The sequence below is a fragment of the Pseudomonas sp. B20(2017) genome, from assembly GCF_002113125.1.
GTDB lineage: Bacteria > Pseudomonadota > Gammaproteobacteria > Pseudomonadales > Pseudomonadaceae > Aquipseudomonas.
The window spans coordinates 23,123-43,183 of sequence record NZ_NEJP01000011.1; the positions used below are offsets into that span (position 1 = coordinate 23,123).

The following is a 20,061-nucleotide window of genomic DNA, read 5'->3' on the forward strand; positions in this document are numbered from 1 at the left end:
CCACACATGACCGCACACGACATCGCCAAAGCCCCGATCATCACCGAGATGCAAGTCATCCCGGTGGCCGGCCACGACGGCATGCTGCTCAACCTGAGCGGCGCCCACGGGCCGTTTTTCACCCGCAACATCGTCATTCTCAAGGACAACGCCGGCCACACCGGCGTCGGTGAAGTGCCCGGCGGCGAACGCATCCGCCAGACCCTCGAAGACGCCCGCAACCTGGTGGTCGGCAGCCCGATCGGTACTTATCAGAAGATCCTCAATCAGGTGCGCCAGACTTTCGCCGACCGTGATGCCGGTGGCCGTGGCCTGCAAACCTTCGACCTGCGCATCACCATTCACGCGGTCACCGGACTGGAAGCCGCCCTGCTCGACCTGCTCGGCCAGCACCTCGACGTGCCGGTGGCGGCATTGCTCGGCGAAGGCCAGCAGCGTGATGAAGTGAAGATGCTCGGTTATCTGTTCTACGTGGGCGATCGCCGGGAAACCGACCTCGCCTACCGCAGCGAACCGGATGCCGACAACGACTGGTTCCGCGTGCGTCACGAGAAAGCCATGACCGCCGACGCGGTGGTGCGTCTGGCCGAGGCTGCCCACGCGCGGTATGGCTTCAAGGACTTCAAGCTCAAGGGCGGCGTGCTCAGCGGCGATGCCGAAATCGAAGCGGTGACCGCACTGGCCGAACGCTTCCCCGAGGCACGCATCACTCTTGATCCGAACGGCGCATGGTCACTGAAAGAAGCGATCCGTCTGTGCCGCGACCAGCATCATGTGCTGGCCTACGCCGAAGACCCGTGCGGTGCGGAAAACGGTTACTCGGGCCGTGAAGTGATGGCTGAATTCCGTCGCGCCACCGGGCTGAAAACCGCCACCAACATGATCGCCACCGACTGGCGCGAAATGGGCCACGCGATTCAGTTGCAGTCGGTGGACATCCCGTTGGCCGACCCGCACTTCTGGACCATGCAGGGCTCGGTGCGCGTGGCGCAGATGTGCCACGAATGGGGCCTGACCTGGGGCTCGCACTCCAACAACCACTTCGACATTTCCCTGGCGATGTTCACCCACGTCGCGGCCGCCGCGCCGGGCGACATCACCGCCATCGACACCCACTGGATCTGGCAGGACGGCCAGCGCCTGACCAAGGCGCCGCTGCCGATCGTCGACGGCTGCGTGCAAGTGCCGAAGAAACCGGGGCTGGGCGTGGAACTGGACATGGACCAGGTGGCCAAGGCCCACGAACTCTATAAAGGCATGGGGCTCGGCGCGCGGGATGACAGCGTGGCGATGCAGTTTCTGATTCCGGGCTGGACGTTCGATAACAAGAAGCCGTGTCTGGTGCGCTAAGCCGGATTCACCGCAATACCCTGTGGGGTCGAGCTTGCTCGCGATGGCGGAGTGTCAGTCGATAATTCTTTCGAATTTGAGGCCGTCTTCGCGAGCAAGCTCGCTCCCACAAGGACGTTCACTAGTCTGAAATTTCCAGCAACCAATGCTTGAACGCTGCCATCGCCGACGTCTCCGGCCGTGACTGCAAGCGCGTCAGCCAATAGCTGCCGGTGGTGATTTCGATGGCAAAGGGTTGGCGGATCAGGTCCGCCGCCAGTTGTCGGGCAAACATCAACGGCGGCGCCAGTGCCACCCCGCCGCCCTGCAGCGCCGCTTCCATCATCGCCAGCGACGAGTCGAACACAATGCTCTGGGGCGGCGCGGCATGCGTCGCCAGACCCGCCGCGTGAAACCATTCCGGCCACTCATCGGTGCGATAGGAACGCAGCAAACGCTGCTGCAAAAGGTCCCCCGGCGTGTGCAGTTGCCGGGCGATTTCCGGCACGCAGAGCACCGACAACGGCGCCTCCAGCAAGCGGGTCGCCTCGATACCGTGCCACGCCCCGGCGCCAAACCGGATCGCGTAATCCAGTCCCTCGGCGGCGACATCCACCCGGTTGTTGTTGGTCGACAGCCGCAAATCTATGAGCGGATGTTTCGCCTGAAAGTCTGCCAGCCTCGGCAACAACCAGCCCACCGCGAAAGTGCCCACCGCGCCGACCGTGAGCATTTCCCGATATTGCCCGCCCGCCAGACGCTCGAGCATCTGCGCGATATGATCGAACGAGGTGGTCAGCACCGGCATCAGGGTTTCGCCCTCGCCGGTCAGCATCAGCCCACGGGGCAAGCGTTTGAACAGGATCACGCCGAGTTGCGCCTCGAGGCTTTTGACCTGATGGCTGACGGCCGCCTGGGTCACGCACAACTCCACGGCCGCACGGGTGAAGCTCAGGTGGCGCGCAGAAGCTTCAAAAGCGCGTAACGCATTCAACGGCAATTGAGGTCGAATCATGCCAGATCCCAAATTTTTCTAATGGCTCGTCCGAGTTTTCATCGTTTGTCGAATACCGTCGGACTGCCTAGATTTGCGGCGCTGATCAGCAACCCGATGAAAAAACGCTCGCAGTGTAGCGGGATAACACCATCAACACTCATGGAGAGTGGTTCAAGCATGTCTTCGATCAACCTGAACAAACTCAAGCCCTTCAGCGCTATCGGACTTTTCTTCAGCGCCGCCACCTGCCTGGCCGCCCCACAAACCGACGATCAGTTGCAGGCGCTGGTCAAAGCCACTGTGACTCCGGTCATGCAGCAGCAGGACATTGCGGGGCTGGCTGTAGCCGTGACCGTCGACGGCAAAGCGCATTACTTTAACTACGGTGTCGCCGACAAAAGCACCGGGCAAGCGGTGAGTGAAAACACCCTGTTCGAAATCGGCTCGGTGAGCAAAACCTTCACCGCGACCCTCGCCGCCTACGCCCAGGCCAGCGGCAAACTGGAATTCTCCGACAAGGCCAGCCAGCACTGGCCCGAACTCAAAGGCAGCGCTTTTGACCACATCAGCCTGCTGCAACTGGGCACGTACAGCGCCGGGGGTCTGCCGCTGCAATTCCCGGATGCCGCGGATTCTTCCGACAAGATGCTCGGCTATTACCAACGGTGGAAACCGACTTATCCGGCCGGCAGCCATCGCCTGTATTCCAATCCGAGCATCGGCCTGTTCGGCTACCTGGCCGCAAAAAGCCTCGGTCAACCGTTCAATCAGGTCATGACCGAAACCCTGCTGCCGAAACTCGGGCTCAAGCACACCTTCCTGTCGGTGCCGGCGTCGGAACAAAAGCTCTACGCCCAGGGCTATGACAAGAACAACAAACCGGTTCGAGTCAGCCCCGGCGCCCTCGACTCCGAAGCCTACGGCGTAAAAACCAGCGCCGCCGACCTGCTGCAATACGTCCAGTCCAACCTCAACACCGCCAAACTCGAAACCCCCCTGCAAAAAGCCATCGCCCTCACCCACACCGGCTACTACACCGTCGGCGACATGACCCAGGGCCTGGGCTGGGAACGCTACGCCTACCCGATCAGCCTCGAACGCCTGCTGGACGGCAACTCGACGCCGATGGCCATGGAACCGCACAAGGTCAAATGGCTGAATCCGCCACAGCCTGAACCGGCGAACGTGCTGCTGAACAAGACCGGCTCCACCGCTGGCTATGGCGCGTATGTCGCGTTCGTGCCGTCGAAAAAAGTCGGGATCGTGATTCTGGCGAACCGTAATTACCCGAATGGAGAGCGGGTGAAGATTGCGCACAAGATTCTGGGTGAGTTGACGCGGTAACCACGCAAAAAAATGGGCGACCTGAGAAGGTCGCCCATTTTTCCTTTCTGTTCCCGCCTGAATCAGGCCTTCAATCATCCGGCATTTCCGGCGGCTTGGCCGGTTTGGTCGGCTTCGTCGGTTTGGTCCCTTTCGCACCCTTGGCCGGCGCAGGTTCTGCAGCAGCCGGGGCAGTGACCACGGTGGAAGTGGTTTCTTTCTCGGCGGCAGGCAGCGCATCAATGGTGTCGAAAATCTTCTTCAGGTCGACCGCCGCCGCTTCATCCCCCGAAGCCGTCAGTTTGGTCTCGCCATCCTTGCCCACCAGAAAGACCTTCGGATACGCCCCGGCGCCCAGCTTCAGCGAGCGCAGCAACGCCATGGTCTGCTGCTGCTCCATGCTTTTGCCATCGACCTGACCGCTCATGCTCAGGATGGTATAAACCTTGATCTTGCGGTCGGCGATGCCTTGTTTGTTGGCCGGGTCGTCCAGCGCTTTTTTCAGGCTGACCCAATAAGAATCGACCGTACTGGAAGCGATCACGATCACCGGGCGGTTAATGCCCTTGTCGATGTCCAGAGGGGAATCGCCATCAGCGGCGAACAGGGGGCCGGCAATCGCCAGCAAGAGTGTCAGGGTCAGTGACCTGATGAGCATGCGCATCTCCTTTTGATATCCACGCTCTAATGATTGCGCATCGTGGCGATTGTTCCGGGTGGTGCCCGGCAAAAGTGTTTCGCCTTGCCCAAAGCTTAGGTCAGCACCGGTTTTGCGCAACCGGACGGGCGCGATCCTGTCGCCCGTTTGTTTACCTTTTATGACCGCGTCAGCCGGATGCTTGAGCCTTCGGGGTCATAGATGCTCGCCGATCAGAACGCCAGCTTGTAACCGATCAACACCAGCATCGTCGCCAGGCACGGGCGCAGCAGTTCATCGGAGACGCGGCCGGTCAGGTGGCTGCCGAGCCAGATACCAGGCAACGAGCCGACCAGCAGAAAGCCCAGCACGCCCCAGTCCATGTTGCCCATGCTCGCGTGGCCGAGGCCGGCGACCAAGGTCAGCGGAACGGCGTGGGCGATTTCGGTGCCGACCAGACGCCGGGTCGGCAACAGCGGATAGAGGATGAACAGTGCGACGGTGCCGAGGGCTCCGGCGCCAATGGAGGTCAGGGCGACCATGGTGCCGAGGATCAGACCGGTGATCACGGTCATGACATTCAGGCGCGCGCCGCTCGGGTTGTAGTTGCCGCCGGCGCGTTTATGGGCGAACTCCAGCAGGCGCTTCTTGAACAGAATCGCCAGCGCCGTGGCGAACAGCACGAAGCCCAGCGCTTGCTTGATGATGGCGTTCATCGCATCCGGCGCGGTGTGCAGAGTGCTGAGGAACCACAAGGTCATCGCCACCGCCGGGACACTGCCCAGGGTCAGCCAGCCAGTGATGGCCCAGTCGATGTTCTTGTTCTTCCTGTGGACCAGCACGCCGCTGGATTTGGTGATGGCGGCGTACAGCAGATCCGTGCCCACCGCCGTAGCCGGATTGATGCCGAACCATAGCAGGATCGGCGTCATCAACGAACCGCCGCCGACACCGGTCATGCCCACGATGAACCCCACGACCAGCCCGGCAATCACCAGGCCGAAATTTGCCAATTCCATTAAGACGTCCAGACCAACCACAGGAAAAATCCGGCCCGCAGCATAACCAGTTTTCTTATAACGCCCTATATCGATCGGATCTATCGTTATGCCATTTATTGAGCATCAGTGCCCCCGCTGTCCCGGTTTGAAACTGTGGCTGCTGTTGAGCCAGACCGTCGCCAGCGCGATCAGCGACAGAATCAGCAACGCCCACGGAAACGACATCGCCCCCGCCCGATCCAGCAGCAACCCGCCAAACAACCCGCCTCCGGCAATCGCCACGTTCCACGAGGTGGTGAGCATCGCCTGTACCACATCGACATGTTCACCGGCAGAGTCCGCTGCCGCGGTGAGCAGCAACGTCGCCGAACCGCCAAACGACAACCCCCACACCGCCATGCACGCGTAAATCAGCCAGGGCGACGGCGCGACCAGTGCCAGCACCAGTGCGGTCACGGCAAACACCGCGAGACTGATCAGCGCCAGCCCGCGCAGCCAACGATCCACCAACAGGCCGATGATCCAGATCCCCAGCAACGAGCACAGACCGAAGACCAGCAGCACCAGATCGACCCGCGCGCCAAGACCGGCCTGCGTCAGGAACGGGGCGATGTAGGTGTAGAGAATGTTGTGGCCGAGCATCCAGGTCAGCACCACAAACAGCACGGGGCGCACGCCGGGCAGACGCAGCGACTGAATCAATGGCAACCGTTCCGCGCGAGTCTGGCCCGGGCGATCCGGCACGGCGATAACGATCCACGCCGCCAGCACCAGCGCCAGTGCCGACATGATCCCGAACGAGGCGCGCCAGCCGATCGCATTGCCCAGCCAGGTGCCGGCCGGCGTACCCAGCGACAAGGCCACCGGCGTGCCAAGCATGGCAATCGCCAGCGCCCGACCCTGTTGATGCACCGGCACGATCCCCCGCGCGTAACCGGCCATGATCCCCCACGACAGCCCCGCCGCCATCCCGGCCAGAAACCGCGAGGCCAGCGTCAGTCCGTAATGACTGGAAAACGTGGTGATGGTGTTGAACAGCAGAAACCCGCCGACCGTCATCAGCAGCACCCGCTTGCGCCCCCAGCCTCGGGTAGCGACCGTCAGCGGAATCGCCGCGACAATCGAGCCCAGCGCATACAGCGTCACCAGTTGCCCGGCCAGCACTTCGCTGACGCCCAGGCCGGCGCCGATCTGCGGCAACAGGCCGGCAGGCAGGGTTTCGGTGAGGATGGCGATGAAGCCGGTCATGGCAAACGCCAGCAGCGCGGCGTAAGGCAGTTTGTCCGTGCGGGCGGCTCGTTCCAGGTTCGAGTATTCGGCGCTTGCGGGGTCGGTCATGACGGGTGCAGCTCCCATTGAGTCAAATCGGACGAAAGATTGTATACAAACACGATCGTCCGCCACTCTAACCGACCTGGCTCACTGCACTGGCAAAAAATTCAAAAACAGCAGGCTCTGGGCGTAATTCAGACCAATGCGCCGGTAGCGCTCATCGAGCATCTGGGTCAGCAAATCAAGGCGCGCCACGATTTTGCCGAACTCCGTGGCGAAGCTCAGGTTGCTGCCCTCCTCGGAAATCTCGTTGGAGAACAGCAGCGGCTGGCCTTCCTTGTTCTGCCGCTGGGCGAGGATCCACGTGGCTTTCTCGATGTTGCGCGCGGCGTTGTTGACGAAGGTCGGGTTGATCGCATCAGTCATGTAGAACTCGGTGCGGTTGCCGTGGGCGGTGACCAGCATGCTGCCGATCGCATAGATGAATGCGCCGACGCGGTCGCCGAGAAATTCAGGGCTCATGGCATAGCTCAGCGCGGCCAGGTCTTTTTTGCCGCCGAGGGTCGGCAACGGTTGTTGCTGTTCGACAGCCAGCCGCACCTGTTTGACCGCGGTGCGAATGTCGAGAAAACCGGATTTGCGCAACTCGTCCGGGTTGCGCAGGTACAACTTGCCCATCAAGCGATAGAGGCTGTCGAGGTTGTCGCGCATCGCCAGCGTGGCCATGCGATCGACGCTGGTCTGAAGAAACTCCTGCGGCCTGCCCTCGCGCATCTGGGTGATGAAATTGTTGCCGTCCTGATGGCTGCAACCGCCGAGCAACAGCGTCGACAGGCAGGCCAGCAGCAGGCACGGGCGATGAATGAATGCAGCGATGGGGTGCAAAACTCTCGGCATGAATTCTTTGACGGACACGTTCCTGTGCGGCGGAAGTCACCGCACCCTGGCCATGGATAGAGCCGGGGATTTCGCAAAAGTGCAGTGCCGGCGTGGACTCCCGATCTTCGGTGCACACTGCCCAAGCAATTTAGTCCGACTTTATTTTTGCATTAACCGTTTAATCCGCTATAAATCTTCACTTGAACATCAATTAGCATGACTATTTAGAGATTTTTAAAACAACAACAAAAAGGAAGGTCAACCATGCTTCAATCCCGACACTCACTCTGCGGCCTCGGACTGTCCCTGATGATCGCCACTCTCTCCGCCCAGGCCGCCGGCCTGTCCAGCGAACACAAAGCCTTCGGCAAGACCAATGACGGCACGCCCGTCGAGCAATACATCCTGCGCAACAGCCACGGCATGCAGGCCACGGTCATCACCTACGGCGCCGCCTTGCAGGCGCTGCAAGTGCCGGACAAACACGGCAAGCTCGACGACATCGTCCTCGGTTTCGACGATGTGCAGGGTTACCAGAAAGGCACCGCGTACTTCGGCGCCACCATCGGCCGCTTCGGCAATCGTCTTGCCGATGGTGCCTTCGAACTCGACGGTAAACGCTATCAAGTGCCGCAGAACGACAAGACCAACGCCTTGCACGGCGGCACGCAGGGTTTCGACAAAAAGGTCTGGAAGGCAACGGAAACCAAAGACAAGGATTCGGTGGGCGTGACCCTGACCTACCTGTCGGCGGATGGTGAAATGGGGTTCCCCGGCAACCTCACCACCGAAGTGACCTACCGCCTCACCGACAGCAACGAGCTGCGGATCGACTACAAGGCCAGCACCGACAAACCCACGGTGCTCAACCTGACCAACCACAGCTACTTCAACCTCGCCGGCGCCGGCAATGGCGACATCCTCAAGCAAGTCGCCGTCCTGCACGCCAGCCATTACACCCCGGTCACCGCCAAACTGATCCCGACCGGCGAACTGGCCCCCGTGGCCGGCACGCCGATGGACTTCACCAAACCCACCGCCATCGGTCAGCACATCAAGGCCGATCATCCGCAACTGAAATTCGCCGAAGAAAAACAGGGTGGTTTCGATTTCAACTGGGCGCTGGACACCAAGGGGGACGTCAGCAAACTCGCCGCCGAAGTCAGCGACCCGCAATCGGGCCGCCACTTGCAACTGTTCACCACCGAACCTGGCGTGCAGTTCTACACCAGCAACTTCCTCGACGGCACGGTCAAGGGCAAGGGTGGCAAGGTTTATCCGCACTGGGGCGCGTTCACTCTGGAAACACAGCACTACCCGGACTCGCCGAACCAGCCGAACTTCCCGAGCACCCGCCTCGATCCCGGCCAGACCTACACCCAGAGCGTGGTGTTGAAGTTTTCCGCCAAGTAACCACTCCCGCCTCCTTTCTGGAACCGGACGGAACCCGTGGGCTATCCTGCTGCCCACTCAAGGTATCGACCGTTTCAGAAAGGAGGTTTGAATGCGTACCCTCGAATTGGCTGGCGTGCAGGTTCCGGTGATTGGCCAGGGCACCTGGCGCATGGGCGAAGACCGCTCGGCGCACAAGCGTGAAGTGGCGGCACTGCGCAGCGGTATCGAACTGGGCATGACCTTGATCGACACTGCGGAAATGTACGGTGAAGGCGGTGCCGAAACCGTCGTCGGCGAAGCGATTGCCGGCCTGCGTGATCAAGTCTTCCTGGTGAGCAAGGTCTACCCGCACAACGCCAGCCGCAAAGGCATTCCCCAGGCCTGCGAGCGCAGTCTGCGCCGGCTCGACACCGATTACATCGATCTCTATCTGCTGCATTGGCGCGGCCAGTATCCGCTGGAAGAAACCGTCGAGGCCTTCGAGCGTTTGCGCGAAGACGGCAAGATCGGCCGCTGGGGCGTGTCGAACTTCGACGTCGATGATCTTGAGGAACTGTCTTCATCGGCCTGCGCGACCAATCAGGTGCTGTACAACCTGGAGGAGCGCGGCATCGAATTCGACCTGCTGCCGTGGTGCCAGCAACAGCGCATGCCATTGATGGCGTACTGCCCGATCGGCCAGGGCGGCGCGATGCTTGCCGAGCCGGTGTTGAAACAGATTGCCGCTCGTCACGGCGTGACCCCGGCACAGGTTTCGCTGGCGTGGATTCTGCGTCAGGATGGGGTGATTGCGATTCCCAAGGCCGTGCGCCCGGAACACGTGCAGCTCAATGCACAAGCCGCGCAACTGCAACTCGATGCCGGGGATCTGGCGGCGCTGGACCAGGCGTTTCACGCGCCACAACGCAAGCAGCGGCTGGCCATGGTCTGAGCCACCGCCGACTGACAGAGGGCTTCGCCATGAGAAGCACTGATCAGGACGATCCATTCAACCTGCAACGCTTCGTGCTCGCCCAGGACCCGGTGTTCGAACGGGTCCAGCGCGAGCTCGACGAGGGCCGCAAACGCAGCCACTGGATGTGGTTCGTGTTCCCGCAGTTCGCCGGGCTCGGGGGCAGCGAGATGTCGCGGCGGTTCGCGATCAGCTCCGCCGGGGAAGCCCGAGCTTATCTGGCCCATGAACTGCTCGGCGCCCGTCTGCGGACCTGCACGCAGCTTGTACTGAATGTGCAGCAACGCTCGATTGCCGAAATCTTCGGCCACCCGGACGACCTGAAATTCCACTCATCGATGACCCTGTTCGCCCAGTTCGCAGCCGAAGACAGCCTATGGCATCAGGCGCTGGAACGTTACTTCCACGGCATCCAGGACGAATGGACCCTGCAACTGCTGGACTCAAAACAGGCCCAGTTGCCCCCCGATCAGGGTTGAGAAATCGTCATCGACAAACGGCAGGATCGCATCCGCCACCGGTTGCAGCTGGCGGGTGATGTAGTGGTCGTAGTCGATGGCGGCGCGGCGCACTTCCAGCGGCTCGGGGCCGGCCAGGGTGATGACGTAGCTGATCCAGCCACCGTTCTGGTATTGCCGTGGGCGACCGTGTTGCGCGTTGTAATCGTCGGCCAGCCGCGCGGCACGAACATGCGGCGGTACGTTGCGTTCGTAGTCGTCGAGGGTGCGGCGCAGGCGCTTGCGGTAAACCAGTCGCTCGTCGAACTCACCGGCCAGGGTCTTGCGCACGTACTCGCGCACGTAATCCTGATACGGCCTGCGCTGGAAAATCCGCTCGTACAGCTCCTGCTGAAACTGCCGGGCCAGCAGCGACCAGTCGGTGCGCACGGTCTCCAGGCCTTTGTAGACCATTTCCTCACTGCCGTCGGTACGAGTCACCAGACCGGCGTAGCGCTTTTTGCTGCCCTCCTCGGCACCGCGAATGGTTGGCATCAGGAAGCGTTTGTAGTGGGTTTCGAACTGCAATTCGAGGGCGCTTTCCAGCCCATACTGCTCACGCACATGCTCGCGCCACCAGTCGTTGACGTGCTGAACCAGCGCCCGGCCAATGTTCGCCGCCTCTTCCTGACCGTGGGGGCGACGCAGCCAGACAAATGTCGAGTCGGTGTCGCCATAGATCACCGCATGCCCCTGGGCCTCGATCAACTGCCGGGTACGCAGCATGATTTCGTGGCCGCGCAGGGTGATCGAGGACGCCAGTCGCGTATCGAAAAACCGGCAACCGCTGGAACCCAGCACGCCGTAGAAAGCGTTCATGATGATCTTCAGCGCCTGGGACAGCGGCGCGTTGTGTTCGCGCTTGGCGGTCTCCCGGCCCTCGGCGACCCGGGCGACGATGGACGGCAGGCAATGCCGGGTACGGGAGAAACGAGCGCCGCGAAAACCCGGCACCGAGTCGCTGTCTTCCGGATGCTGCAAGCCTTCGATCAGCCCCACCGGATCAATCAGAAAGGTGCGGATAATCGACGGATAAAGGCTCTTGTAGTCGAGCACCAGCACCGATTCGTACAGCCCCGGTTGCGAGTCCATGACAAACCCGCCGGGGCTGGCCTGCGGCGGATTGGTGCCAAGGTTCGGCGCCACGAAACCCTGACGGTGCATCAACGGCATGTACAAATGAGTGAACGCCGCCACCGAACCGCCGCTGCGATCCGCCGGCAGGCCGGTGACGCTGGCGCGCTCCAGCAAAAATTTCAGCAGCTCGGTCTTGGCGAAGATCCGCGTGACCAGTTCGCAGTCCTTGAGGTTGTACTTGGCCAGCGCCGGTTTGTCCTCGGCGAACATGCGGTTGATTTCGTCCATGCGCTGGTACGGGTTGTCGATCGATTTGCCTTCACCGAGCAAAGTCTGGGCGACGTTTTCCAGGCTGAACGAAGGAAAGCTCCAGGTCGCCGAACGCAGGGATTCGATGCCATCGATGATCAGCCTTCCTGCCGCTGCCGCGAAGTAATGATTGCGGCTGCCGTGTTCGCGCCACTGCATTTCCTCGCCGCCACGCCCGAGCTTGAGCGGCACGCCGAGGCGCCGGGCGTGTTCGTGAAGGATGCGCAGATCGAACTGCACGAGGTTCCAGCCGATGATCGCGTCGGGGTCGTGGCGGGCGAACCAGTCATTGAGTTTCTTGAGGATCAGGGTGCGCGATTCGCAGTACTCGAGGTCGAAGTCGACGATGCTGTCATCGCCGTTCGGCGCACCGAGCATGTACACCTGCCGTTCGCCGCAACCTTCCAGCGCGATGGAATACAACTCGCCCTGCTCGGTGGTTTCGATGTCCAGCGAGACCAGCCGCAGCTGCGGACGATAGTCGGGTGAAGGTTTGAGGTGGGCGTCGAGCAGCACACCGTCGGCATCGGGCGTGCCGCTGAACCACACCGGCGCGGTGATGAAACGCTCCATCAGGTAACGCTCGGGCGGTCGCACATCGGCTTCGTAGACATCGACACCGTGGCGGTTGAGCGCGGTTTCGAGACGCATCAACTGACCGTGCTGCTGGCAATACAGCCCGAGCACCGGGCGATGCTCGAAATCCTGCAAAGCCAAGGGGCGCAGTTCGACGTTCTTTTCGTCCGCCAGCACAAGCTCGGCCTGCTCGCGCTGCGCCGCCGGGATGAACGCCACCGACGGCTGATGCGGCAGGCGCACACGGCGCGGCCCGGCGTCGGTCGCCAGCCAGAACTCGACTTCGGTGCCGGCCGGGGTATCGCGCCAATGCCGGGTCAGGACGAAGCCCTGCTGTAAATCCACCACTGCAACCTCAGGAATTGATTCAGGCGGGCATTCTACGCGGCATTGCCGTAACCCGTGACAAAGGCCTCGCCATGAAAAACCCGGTCAAATGACGTTTTTTGCGTGTTATCTGCCGTTTTGCGGCCTTGCCCTGCGCGCCTGCGTCTACGATGCTTGGAGAACAACGACAACACCTGAGTAACCGCCATGAAAACCGTCGCCCAGCTGCTCAAGCTCAAAGATCCGAAAAATCAGGAAGTGCACCAGATCAAACCCGATCACATGGTGCTCGAAGCGCTGATGAAAATGGCCGAGAAGAACGTCGGCGCCCTGCTCGTGGTGGAAGACGACAAAGTGGTGGGCATCATCAGCGAGCGCGATTACGCGCGCAAACTGGTGCTGCACGGGCGCTCCTCGGTGGGCACGCCGGTGCGCGACATCATGGTGGCGAACGTGATCACGGTGGACACCCACCAGACCGTCGATACTTGCCTGGGCATCATGTCCGACAAACGCCTGCGTCACTTGCCCGTGGTGGAGAACGGCAAACTGATCGGCCTGCTGTCGATCGGCGACCTGGTCAAGGAAGCGATTGCCGAACAGGCCGAGCTGATCAAGCAGCTGGAGCAGTACATTCGCGGGGAATAATTCCTGTTTGATCGTTCCCACGCTCAGCGTGGGAATGCAGCCGGGGACGCTCCGCGTCCCAAAGCGTGACGCAGAGCGTCACAAGAGGCGTTCCCACGCAGAGCGTGGGAACGATCACCATCTGATTCGATTTCTTAACCGGGCCAATGCCGCGCAAAGACCGGCGCCAGCACCGGGTGCCGGTCGATGCGCTGCAGCCACGCATGGAAACCGGGTCGGGCCTGGCGCAGGTGTTCGCGGGCACCGGCCCAGCGCGTGACCACCGCCGCCAGCACATCCAGTGCGCCCGGTGTTTCATCGTCCAGGTACAGCTCTGCCGAGAACTGATCGGCAAACACCTCCCAGCTCCAGTGCAGTCGTTCCCGCGCACCCGCCATCAGATTCTGTCGCGAGGCCTCGTCCGGCATCACCAGCCAGCGTTCCGGGTAATCAATGATCCCGATGGCCGCATAGCAATTGCTGACGATGTACACCAGGCCCCGAATCGCCTGATCGCGGTCAGCGCCGTTGGCCGGCAGCAGGCCGGATTGCGCAAAGCTTTGCCCCAGATGAATCAGAATCGCCGCACTTTCGGTGATGACACTGCCGTCCGGCAGTTGCAGGGTCGGGATCTGTTTGAGCGGATTGAGCCGCGCCAGCTCCTGCGCCGCTTCCGCGCTGGCCTCGATATCGATGAAGCGGTAAGCCACCTGGCACAACTCGAGCGCCGCCTCGATGGCCGCCGCCCCTGAATTGCGATGTCCGTAGAGCTGATACATATCCCCTCCTCCACTGCGAAAGGCATCCTGCCTGGCCCTATTTATAGCTGTTGTATCGAATTTGGCACGGATTGCGCATTCATCGGCAGCTTGCGAATCCCTGATCTCGCAAAACAGCGCTGGCGGTGCCCATCCCGCACCAAGAGCAATCAGCGAACGCTATCCGCGTTCTTGTAAGGTGCGATACCGAACCAAAAGTTCGCGTATCCGAGCTGGCAACAAGGAGTTCACCGCGTGAATCTTCATCTGCTGCGCCACACTCTTCTCTTCGTGCCCCTGTACCTGCGTCGTGTTCGTCCTGCGAACAGTCCGTGCATTCCTTTTATTACCTGAACGCCTGCACTATTTATTTTTTAAATAGCACGCAAGAAGTCATTGCGTGCGCGCCGCATTAATGAATGCAAGAACACATTGTTCGACAATAACTTTCAGATAGCACATCGATACAACTTTTGCTGTTCGGCATTAATGTCCAAAGCGCACCAAAACTGCACTATCAATCATTACCCAGAGCCCGATTTTATTTAGACAAAAACAAGGAAAATCGCCTGTGACCCGCTAAAACACTGACCCGCACCAAATCAGTCCGCCACGCACCATCACGCGTCCTGGCCGACACGAGAACAGCCGCTCTATCTCGCTGAACAGCGCGATACCGCGCCAAGCCTGTCTCGCCCCGAAAAAAGCCCTGCAAACAGGGCCGTCGGGAGGTTATGCGCCCATGAAAACCGGCGTGCTCAATGAAACTTATATAAATGCGACATAGGTATCATCCGTGAAATAGGCGCTACACAATTGGTCACTCTTTGGCACAGCGGTTGCTATTGCATCAATCATGAGGGCAAGAATGATGTTCGCCCCTCAATTGCATACTCACTTATAAAAGAACAGCCACGGACCGGATCAATGAACCATCGAAGTCGACATTACTGAAGCAATAAGTGGCACAAGCCCTGTTCAATAGATAGTTCAACTATCGGCTTCTGCACACCTGTATGAAAGTTGCGACCACTCACTCGAACAACCCTGTGTTGTTCGAACGGCACCTTATTGCCCTTCATCCACCCGAGGGAGCTTTAATGAACGATGCGGTAAAGCACAGAACGCCGCCGGGGCCAGTACCGAACGCAGCGCTTGCGTCGGTAGCGGGCCGGCCCGTCTATAAGGCCAACACTTCGCAGCCCGGCGGCCTGAACAAACAGCAGATGCTGTTGCTGGTGGCGGTGTCGGCGCTGATACACGGCGGCGCCTGGTGGTTTTTCCAGCAGGCGCGGGCCGAACCGCTGCCCACGCCACCGGAAATTCCGGAAATGACCGTCGAGCTGACCAGCCCGACACCGCCGGCCCCGCCGACACCGGAGCCGCCGCCCCCACCGCCGCCACCGCCCGAACCGGAACAACCGGTGGAAGACGAGGACGCGGTCAAGCCACCGCCCAAACCGGTGGAGAAACCCAAGCCGATCGAAAAACCGAAACCGGTCGAGAAACCCAAACCGGTGAAAAAGGCCGAGCCGCCGAAAGCGCCGCCCGCCCCTGCGCAACCGGCCGCGCCTGCCGCCCCGGCCACCCCGAGCGCGCCTCCGGCACCTGCGGCGGCACCGGGCCCGGTGAAAGAGTCGGCGGCGATTTCCGGCCTCGCCAGCCTCGGCAACCCGCCGCCGGAATACCCGTCGCTGGCGCTGCGGCGCAACTGGGAAGGCAGCGTGGTGCTGCGGATTCAGGTGCTGGCCAACGGTCGCGCCGGCTCGGTGACGGTGACCAAATCCAGCGGCAAGCCGCAACTGGATGACGCGGCAGTCGCGGCGGTGAAGGCCTGGAAGTTCATCCCGGCCAAACGCGGCGACACACCGATCGACGGCTTCGCCACCCAGACCATCGATTTCAAATTGCCGCAATGACGGCGCGACAACCGAACTCACAACCGATTAACGCAAGCGAGGTGTAGCCATGAACGATTCTTTGTCTTCGATGATTGTCCCCGGCGTGCTCTGGGGGCTGGTGCTGTTTTCCGTGGTCAGCTGGGCGATCCTGCTAGTCAAGTCGGCGCAATACCTGCGCCAGAAAACCCAGAACAAGCAATTCAGCAAAGCCTTCTGGGGTGCGCCGGACTTGCTGACCGCCGCCGAACACGCCAGCCAGTATCCGGGCTCGCTGGCGCGGATCGCCAGCAGCGGTTTTGAAGCCTTGCTGGTGGAAGAATCCCCGCGCACCACCCAGCAACTGGCGCACACCATCAACCGCTCCGATCGACTGGAACGCAACCTGCGCCAGCAGATCCAGAAGGAACGTCGCTCGCTGGAAAACGGCCAGGCGATCCTCGCCAGCATCGGCAGCACCGCGCCGTTCATTGGTTTGTTCGGCACCGTATGGGGAATCATGGAAGCCCTGCAAAGCATCGGCGCCAGCGGTTCGGCCAGCCTGGAAACCGTGGCCGGCCCCATTGGTCATGCGCTGATCGCCACCGGCGTGGGGATTGCCGTCGCGGTGCCGGCGGTGCTGATCTACAACTTCTTCCTGCGGCGCCTGAAGCTGGCGTCGGCGGACATGGATGACTTCGCCCACGACTTCGACGCCCTCGCCTCGCGCAGCGCGTTTTCCATCAGCCGTCAGGCCATCGCCAAATCCACGGCCGCCGTGCGGGAGGCCAGCTGATGTCCTTTTCCACTCAAGACAGCGATGAAGTGCTCAGCGAAATGAACGTCACGCCGCTGGTGGACGTGATGCTCGTGCTGCTGGTGGTGTTCATCGTCACCGCGCCACTGATGACCAACGCGATCAAGGTCAACCTGCCAAAAACCGACGCCGTCGCTCCCGCTGAAAAGAAAGACCCGGTGGTGGTCAGCGTCGACCAGGACGGCAAGTTCTTCCTGGCCAAGACCGAGCTGGCGCCGGAATCACTGGAGGCCAGCCTCAAGGAGGTCAAGGCCAAGGACGCCGACGTGCGCGTGCAGCTGCAGGCCGACTCCGCCGTTAATTACGGCCAGGTGGCCAAAGCCATGGCGTCCATCGAGCGCTCGGGCATCACCAAAATATCGGTGATGACCACCCGCTGACGGCGGTGTCGGGCGCGCAGTGAGGGACGCGCCCGACACCGCTCGTTGAATCCCGTCGCAATCGGCCGACCGAAAAAACGCAGCGCGTCTTCGGAGGGGATCGGCTTGCTTGAAGAAAGTGGTTTTCGCGGCGCGGCACCACCGTGCTCCGTGCAAAGAGGGCTCACAAGGCCATTTCGATAAACGTCTAACAAAGTCGGAAACAACCATGCTGATGAACACTCCACGCTTCACGCTCAAACCCTTGGTGGCGACGATTTCCCGCCACCGTTTCGTTCCGTTGTACCTGGTGGCCATGGGGATGGGCGCCGGGGTTCAGGCCGCCGAGGACGACAACAGCGTCCCGGCCGCTGCGGCGGTGGTCGCACCGACCACGCAACTGCAACGGGTCGAAGTCACCGGTTCGGCGATCCGTCGGGTCGACGCGGAAACGGCGGTGCCGATCACCGTGCTCAAGGCAGATGAGCTGCGCAAACAGGGCGTGACCACCACCGCCGAACTGGTGCAGCGCATTACCGGCAGCCAGTCGATCAACAACAGCGCGGGCTCGGTTGGCGCGGCCACCGGCGGCGCCTCGTTCGCCGACATGCGCGGTATCGGCGCGAACAAGACGCTGGTGCTGCTCAACGGTCGGCGACTGGCGAACAACGCCCTGTCGGGTACCAACTCGGCCGGCGGCGCGGTGGATCTGAACATGATCCCGTTTGCCGCGATCGAGCGCGTGGAAGTGCTGCGCGACGGCGCCTCGGCCCTGTACGGCACCGACGCCATCGGCGGCGTGATCAACTTCATCACCAAAAAATCCATGACCGACGGCCAGCTCACACTCGGCGGCGAAACCCCGACCCACAGTGGCGGCGGTGCGACCAAGGACATGAGCGCCAGTTGGGGCTACGGCGACCTGGAACAGGACCGCTTCAACGTGCTCGGCGTGTTCAACTACAACAAGCAGCAGAACCTCGACGCCAACGACCGCTCCTTCGCCCGCGACTACGTGCCCGGCCGTGGCCTGGACCAGACCTCCGGCACCGCGTTCCCCGGCAACTACAGCCAGAACGGCAACGCCACCAACCCGCTGGCCAACAGCAATTGCAACGGCCCCAACCTGGTGGCCCGCGACGGCCTCTGCCGTTTCAGCACCCGCGAATACATCGACCTGGTGCCGCAGACCGAGAAGACTTCGTTCTTCGGCAAGACCACCGGCAAACTGGCCGACGACCACAACGTCAACCTCGAATACTTCTGGTCGCGCAACAACAACGCCACCGCCGTGGGACCTGCGCCATTGACCGGCCTGAGCCTGGATTCGTCCTCGCCCTACTACCCCGGCAACGGCATCACCCCGGCGCCCACCGGTTTCGCCCTCGACCCGACGCAACCGGTGGACGTGAACTGGCGCGAGACCGCCGCCGGCCCGCGCGAATCGAAAGACCAGAACACCAGCCAGCGCTTCTTGCTGAGCTTCGACGGTCTGGTCGGCGGCTGGGACTACAACGTCGGCGCCTCGTACAACCAGAACAAGATCGTCTCCAGCGTTACCAGCGGCTACGTCAGCGATCAGGCGATGATCGACGGTCTGGCCAGCGGCCTGCTCAACCCGTTCGGCCCGCAGACCAGCGCCGGTCAGCAGTACATCGATCAGGCCGCGTACCACGGCGCCTATTCCACGGCGGTCGGTCGGGTCGCCGGTTTCGACGGGCGAATCAGCCGCGAAATCGGTGACTGGTTCGGTGCCGGTCCGTCCGGCCTGGCCCTGGGCGGCGAGTACCGCAAAGAGAAATTCCACCAGGATTTCGAAGCCTTTGCCGGCGACATCCAGAGCCTGGGCATCGACCCGGCCGGCAGTGTCGAGGGCGACCGCAGCGTGAAAGCCGCCTACGCGGAAATCAACGTGCCGGTGCTCGACAGCCTGGAACTGTCCGCCGCCGTGCGTCACGACAAATACAGTGACTTCGGCAGCACCACCAACCCGAAATATTCGTTCCGTTATCAGCCGCTCAAGGAGCTGGTGGTCCGCGGCGCCTACAGCGAAGGCTTCCGCGCGCCGTCGCTGTATGAGTTGTATTCGCCGCGCAGCATCACCTACACCCAGGGCTACTACAACGACCCGGTGCTGTGTACCGGCGGCGTGGTGCAACCGGGCGGCAACGGTGGGCGCGATTGCGGTCAGCAGTTCCTCAACCAGATCGGCGGCAACGAAGACCTGGCCCCGGAGAAAGCGCGCAACGTGACGCTGGGCTTTGTCTATCAGCCGGTCAGCAATCTGTCAGTCGGCCTGGATTTCTGGTGGATTCACATCTCCAACCAGATCCAGCCGTTCCCGGAATCCACCGTGTTCGATCAGGCCGGCAGCTACCCTGACCGCTTCGTGCGCAACGCCGACGGCACGCTCAATTACATCGTCACCGGCAATGCCAACCTCGGCATCGTCGAAACCAACGGCGTCGATGTGTCGCTGGACTATCGCTTTCCGAACACGCCGTACGGTCAGTTCGGTCTGGGCCTGCAAGGCACCTATGTCGACGAGTACGACTTCCAGAGCACCATCAAGGGCCCGTTCACCGACAAGGTCGGCGACTTCAAGGGCGACGGTGTGATTGCCCGCTGGAAACACAACCTGACCGGTTCCTGGACCTTCGGTGCAGCCCGCGCGGCGCTGACCAACCGCTTCACCACCGGCTACAACGACTACGACCGCGAGACCAACGCGCGGGTCGCGTCGTACTCGGTGTGGGACCTGTCGGCCGGCTACACCTTCGACAAGGTGCTGGATGTCGATGCCGGAGTGAAGAACCTGTTCGACCGCGATCCGCCGTTCTCCAACCAGGCCTACAACTTCCAGAGCGGTTATGACCCGCGCTACACCGACCCGCTGGGCCGCACGCTGTTTGCGCGCATGACGTACCACTTCTAACCCGAAATAAAACACCTCTCACCTTGTGGGAGCGAGCCTGCTCGCGAAGGCGTCTTGTCAGTCGACTCACACTTCGCTGAAACACCGCATTCGCGAGCAGGCTCGCTCCCACATGGG

17 protein-coding genes are annotated in these 20,061 nt (G+C 61.7%); 10 read left to right on the forward strand and 7 right to left on the reverse strand.

What is annotated here, in order from left to right; genetic code table 11:
* Positions 1 to 6: 6 nt before the first annotated feature.
* Positions 7 to 1,350 carry a glucarate dehydratase gene (gene gudD / locus CAF63_RS16930; protein WP_085686600.1) on the forward strand — a complete coding sequence of 448 codons (1,344 nt, stop codon included), beginning with the start codon at positions 7 to 9 and terminating at the stop codon, positions 1,348 to 1,350.
* Positions 1,351 to 1,471: 121 nt separating this feature from the next.
* On the opposite strand, the gene CAF63_RS16935 is transcribed toward gudD, so the two are convergent.
* Entirely contained in the window at positions 1,472 to 2,344 is an 873-nt protein-coding gene (locus CAF63_RS16935; RefSeq protein WP_085686602.1) for a LysR family transcriptional regulator, read from the reverse strand.
* A 159-nt stretch (positions 2,345 to 2,503) separates the two neighbouring features.
* Between CAF63_RS16935 and ampC the strand changes: the two genes are divergently transcribed.
* Positions 2,504 to 3,670 carry a class C beta-lactamase gene (gene ampC / locus CAF63_RS16940; protein WP_085686604.1) on the forward strand — a complete coding sequence of 389 codons (1,167 nt, stop codon included), beginning with the start codon at positions 2,504 to 2,506 and terminating at the stop codon, positions 3,668 to 3,670.
* Positions 3,671 to 3,740: 70 nt separating this feature from the next.
* On the opposite strand, the gene CAF63_RS16945 is transcribed toward ampC, so the two are convergent.
* The 4 genes from CAF63_RS16945 to CAF63_RS16960 form a co-directional block, all read right to left on the reverse strand.
* Entirely contained in the window at positions 3,741 to 4,307 is a 567-nt protein-coding gene (locus tag CAF63_RS16945; RefSeq protein WP_085686607.1) for a DUF4174 domain-containing protein, read from the reverse strand.
* A gap of 212 nt (positions 4,308 to 4,519) precedes the next feature.
* A complete protein-coding gene (locus tag CAF63_RS16950) occupies positions 4,520 to 5,305 on the reverse strand; it encodes a sulfite exporter TauE/SafE family protein (protein ID WP_011335062.1) in 786 nt (261 codons plus the stop codon).
* Between the two features lie 105 nt (positions 5,306 to 5,410).
* Positions 5,411 to 6,625 (reverse strand): MFS transporter, encoded by a 1,215-nt coding sequence (locus CAF63_RS16955; RefSeq protein ID WP_085686609.1) that lies wholly within the window; start codon positions 6,623 to 6,625, stop codon positions 5,411 to 5,413.
* An 81-nt stretch (positions 6,626 to 6,706) separates the two neighbouring features.
* Complete coding sequence (locus CAF63_RS16960; RefSeq protein ID WP_085686885.1) at positions 6,707 to 7,456, reverse strand: hypothetical protein; 750 nt, start codon at positions 7,454 to 7,456, stop codon at positions 6,707 to 6,709.
* 246 nt (positions 7,457 to 7,702) lie between these two features.
* Here CAF63_RS16960 and CAF63_RS16965 point away from each other — a divergent pair, with 246 nt between their 5' ends.
* The 3 genes from CAF63_RS16965 (at position 7,703) to CAF63_RS16975 (ending at position 10,264) form a co-directional block, all read left to right on the forward strand.
* A complete protein-coding gene (locus CAF63_RS16965) occupies positions 7,703 to 8,851 on the forward strand; it encodes an aldose epimerase family protein (protein ID WP_085686611.1) in 1,149 nt (382 codons plus the stop codon).
* A gap of 91 nt (positions 8,852 to 8,942) precedes the next feature.
* Positions 8,943 to 9,764, forward strand: a complete 822-nt coding sequence (locus CAF63_RS16970; RefSeq protein ID WP_085686613.1) for an aldo/keto reductase — start codon at positions 8,943 to 8,945, stop codon at positions 9,762 to 9,764.
* 29 nt (positions 9,765 to 9,793) lie between these two features.
* On the forward strand, positions 9,794 to 10,264 hold the full coding sequence (locus tag CAF63_RS16975) for a DUF1810 domain-containing protein (protein ID WP_085686615.1): 471 nt from the start codon (positions 9,794 to 9,796) through the stop codon (positions 10,262 to 10,264).
* Here CAF63_RS16975 and CAF63_RS16980 read toward each other — a convergent pair.
* Entirely contained in the window at positions 10,229 to 12,589 is a 2,361-nt protein-coding gene (locus CAF63_RS16980) for a DNA polymerase II (protein ID WP_178081298.1), read from the reverse strand. The two genes, CAF63_RS16975 and CAF63_RS16980, sit on opposite strands and share 36 nt — an antisense overlap.
* A gap of 189 nt (positions 12,590 to 12,778) precedes the next feature.
* Between CAF63_RS16980 and CAF63_RS16985 the strand changes: the two genes are divergently transcribed.
* Positions 12,779 to 13,219 (forward strand): CBS domain-containing protein, encoded by a 441-nt coding sequence (locus tag CAF63_RS16985; protein ID WP_064380861.1) that lies wholly within the window; start codon positions 12,779 to 12,781, stop codon positions 13,217 to 13,219.
* Positions 13,220 to 13,353: 134 nt separating this feature from the next.
* Here the strand turns inward: CAF63_RS16985 and CAF63_RS16990 are convergent, their stop codons facing one another.
* Positions 13,354 to 13,977 (reverse strand): glutathione S-transferase N-terminal domain-containing protein, encoded by a 624-nt coding sequence (locus CAF63_RS16990; protein WP_011335069.1) that lies wholly within the window; start codon positions 13,975 to 13,977, stop codon positions 13,354 to 13,356.
* 1,079 nt (positions 13,978 to 15,056) lie between these two features.
* Here CAF63_RS16990 and CAF63_RS16995 point away from each other — a divergent pair.
* The 4 genes from CAF63_RS16995 to CAF63_RS17010 all read left to right on the forward strand — a co-directional run bounded on the left by CAF63_RS16995 (position 15,057) and on the right by CAF63_RS17010 (position 19,944).
* A complete protein-coding gene (locus CAF63_RS16995) occupies positions 15,057 to 15,875 on the forward strand; it encodes a TonB family protein (protein WP_085686619.1) in 819 nt (272 codons plus the stop codon).
* Between the two features lie 49 nt (positions 15,876 to 15,924).
* Entirely contained in the window at positions 15,925 to 16,629 is a 705-nt protein-coding gene (locus CAF63_RS17000) for a MotA/TolQ/ExbB proton channel family protein (protein WP_085608298.1), read from the forward strand.
* Positions 16,629 to 17,030, forward strand: a complete 402-nt coding sequence (locus tag CAF63_RS17005) for a biopolymer transporter ExbD (RefSeq protein ID WP_011335072.1) — start codon at positions 16,629 to 16,631, stop codon at positions 17,028 to 17,030. Before CAF63_RS17000 ends, CAF63_RS17005 begins: the two co-directional genes overlap by 1 nt.
* A gap of 208 nt (positions 17,031 to 17,238) precedes the next feature.
* Complete coding sequence (locus CAF63_RS17010; protein ID WP_085608296.1) at positions 17,239 to 19,944, forward strand: TonB-dependent receptor; 2,706 nt, start codon at positions 17,239 to 17,241, stop codon at positions 19,942 to 19,944.
* Positions 19,945 to 20,061: the final 117 nt, after the last annotated feature.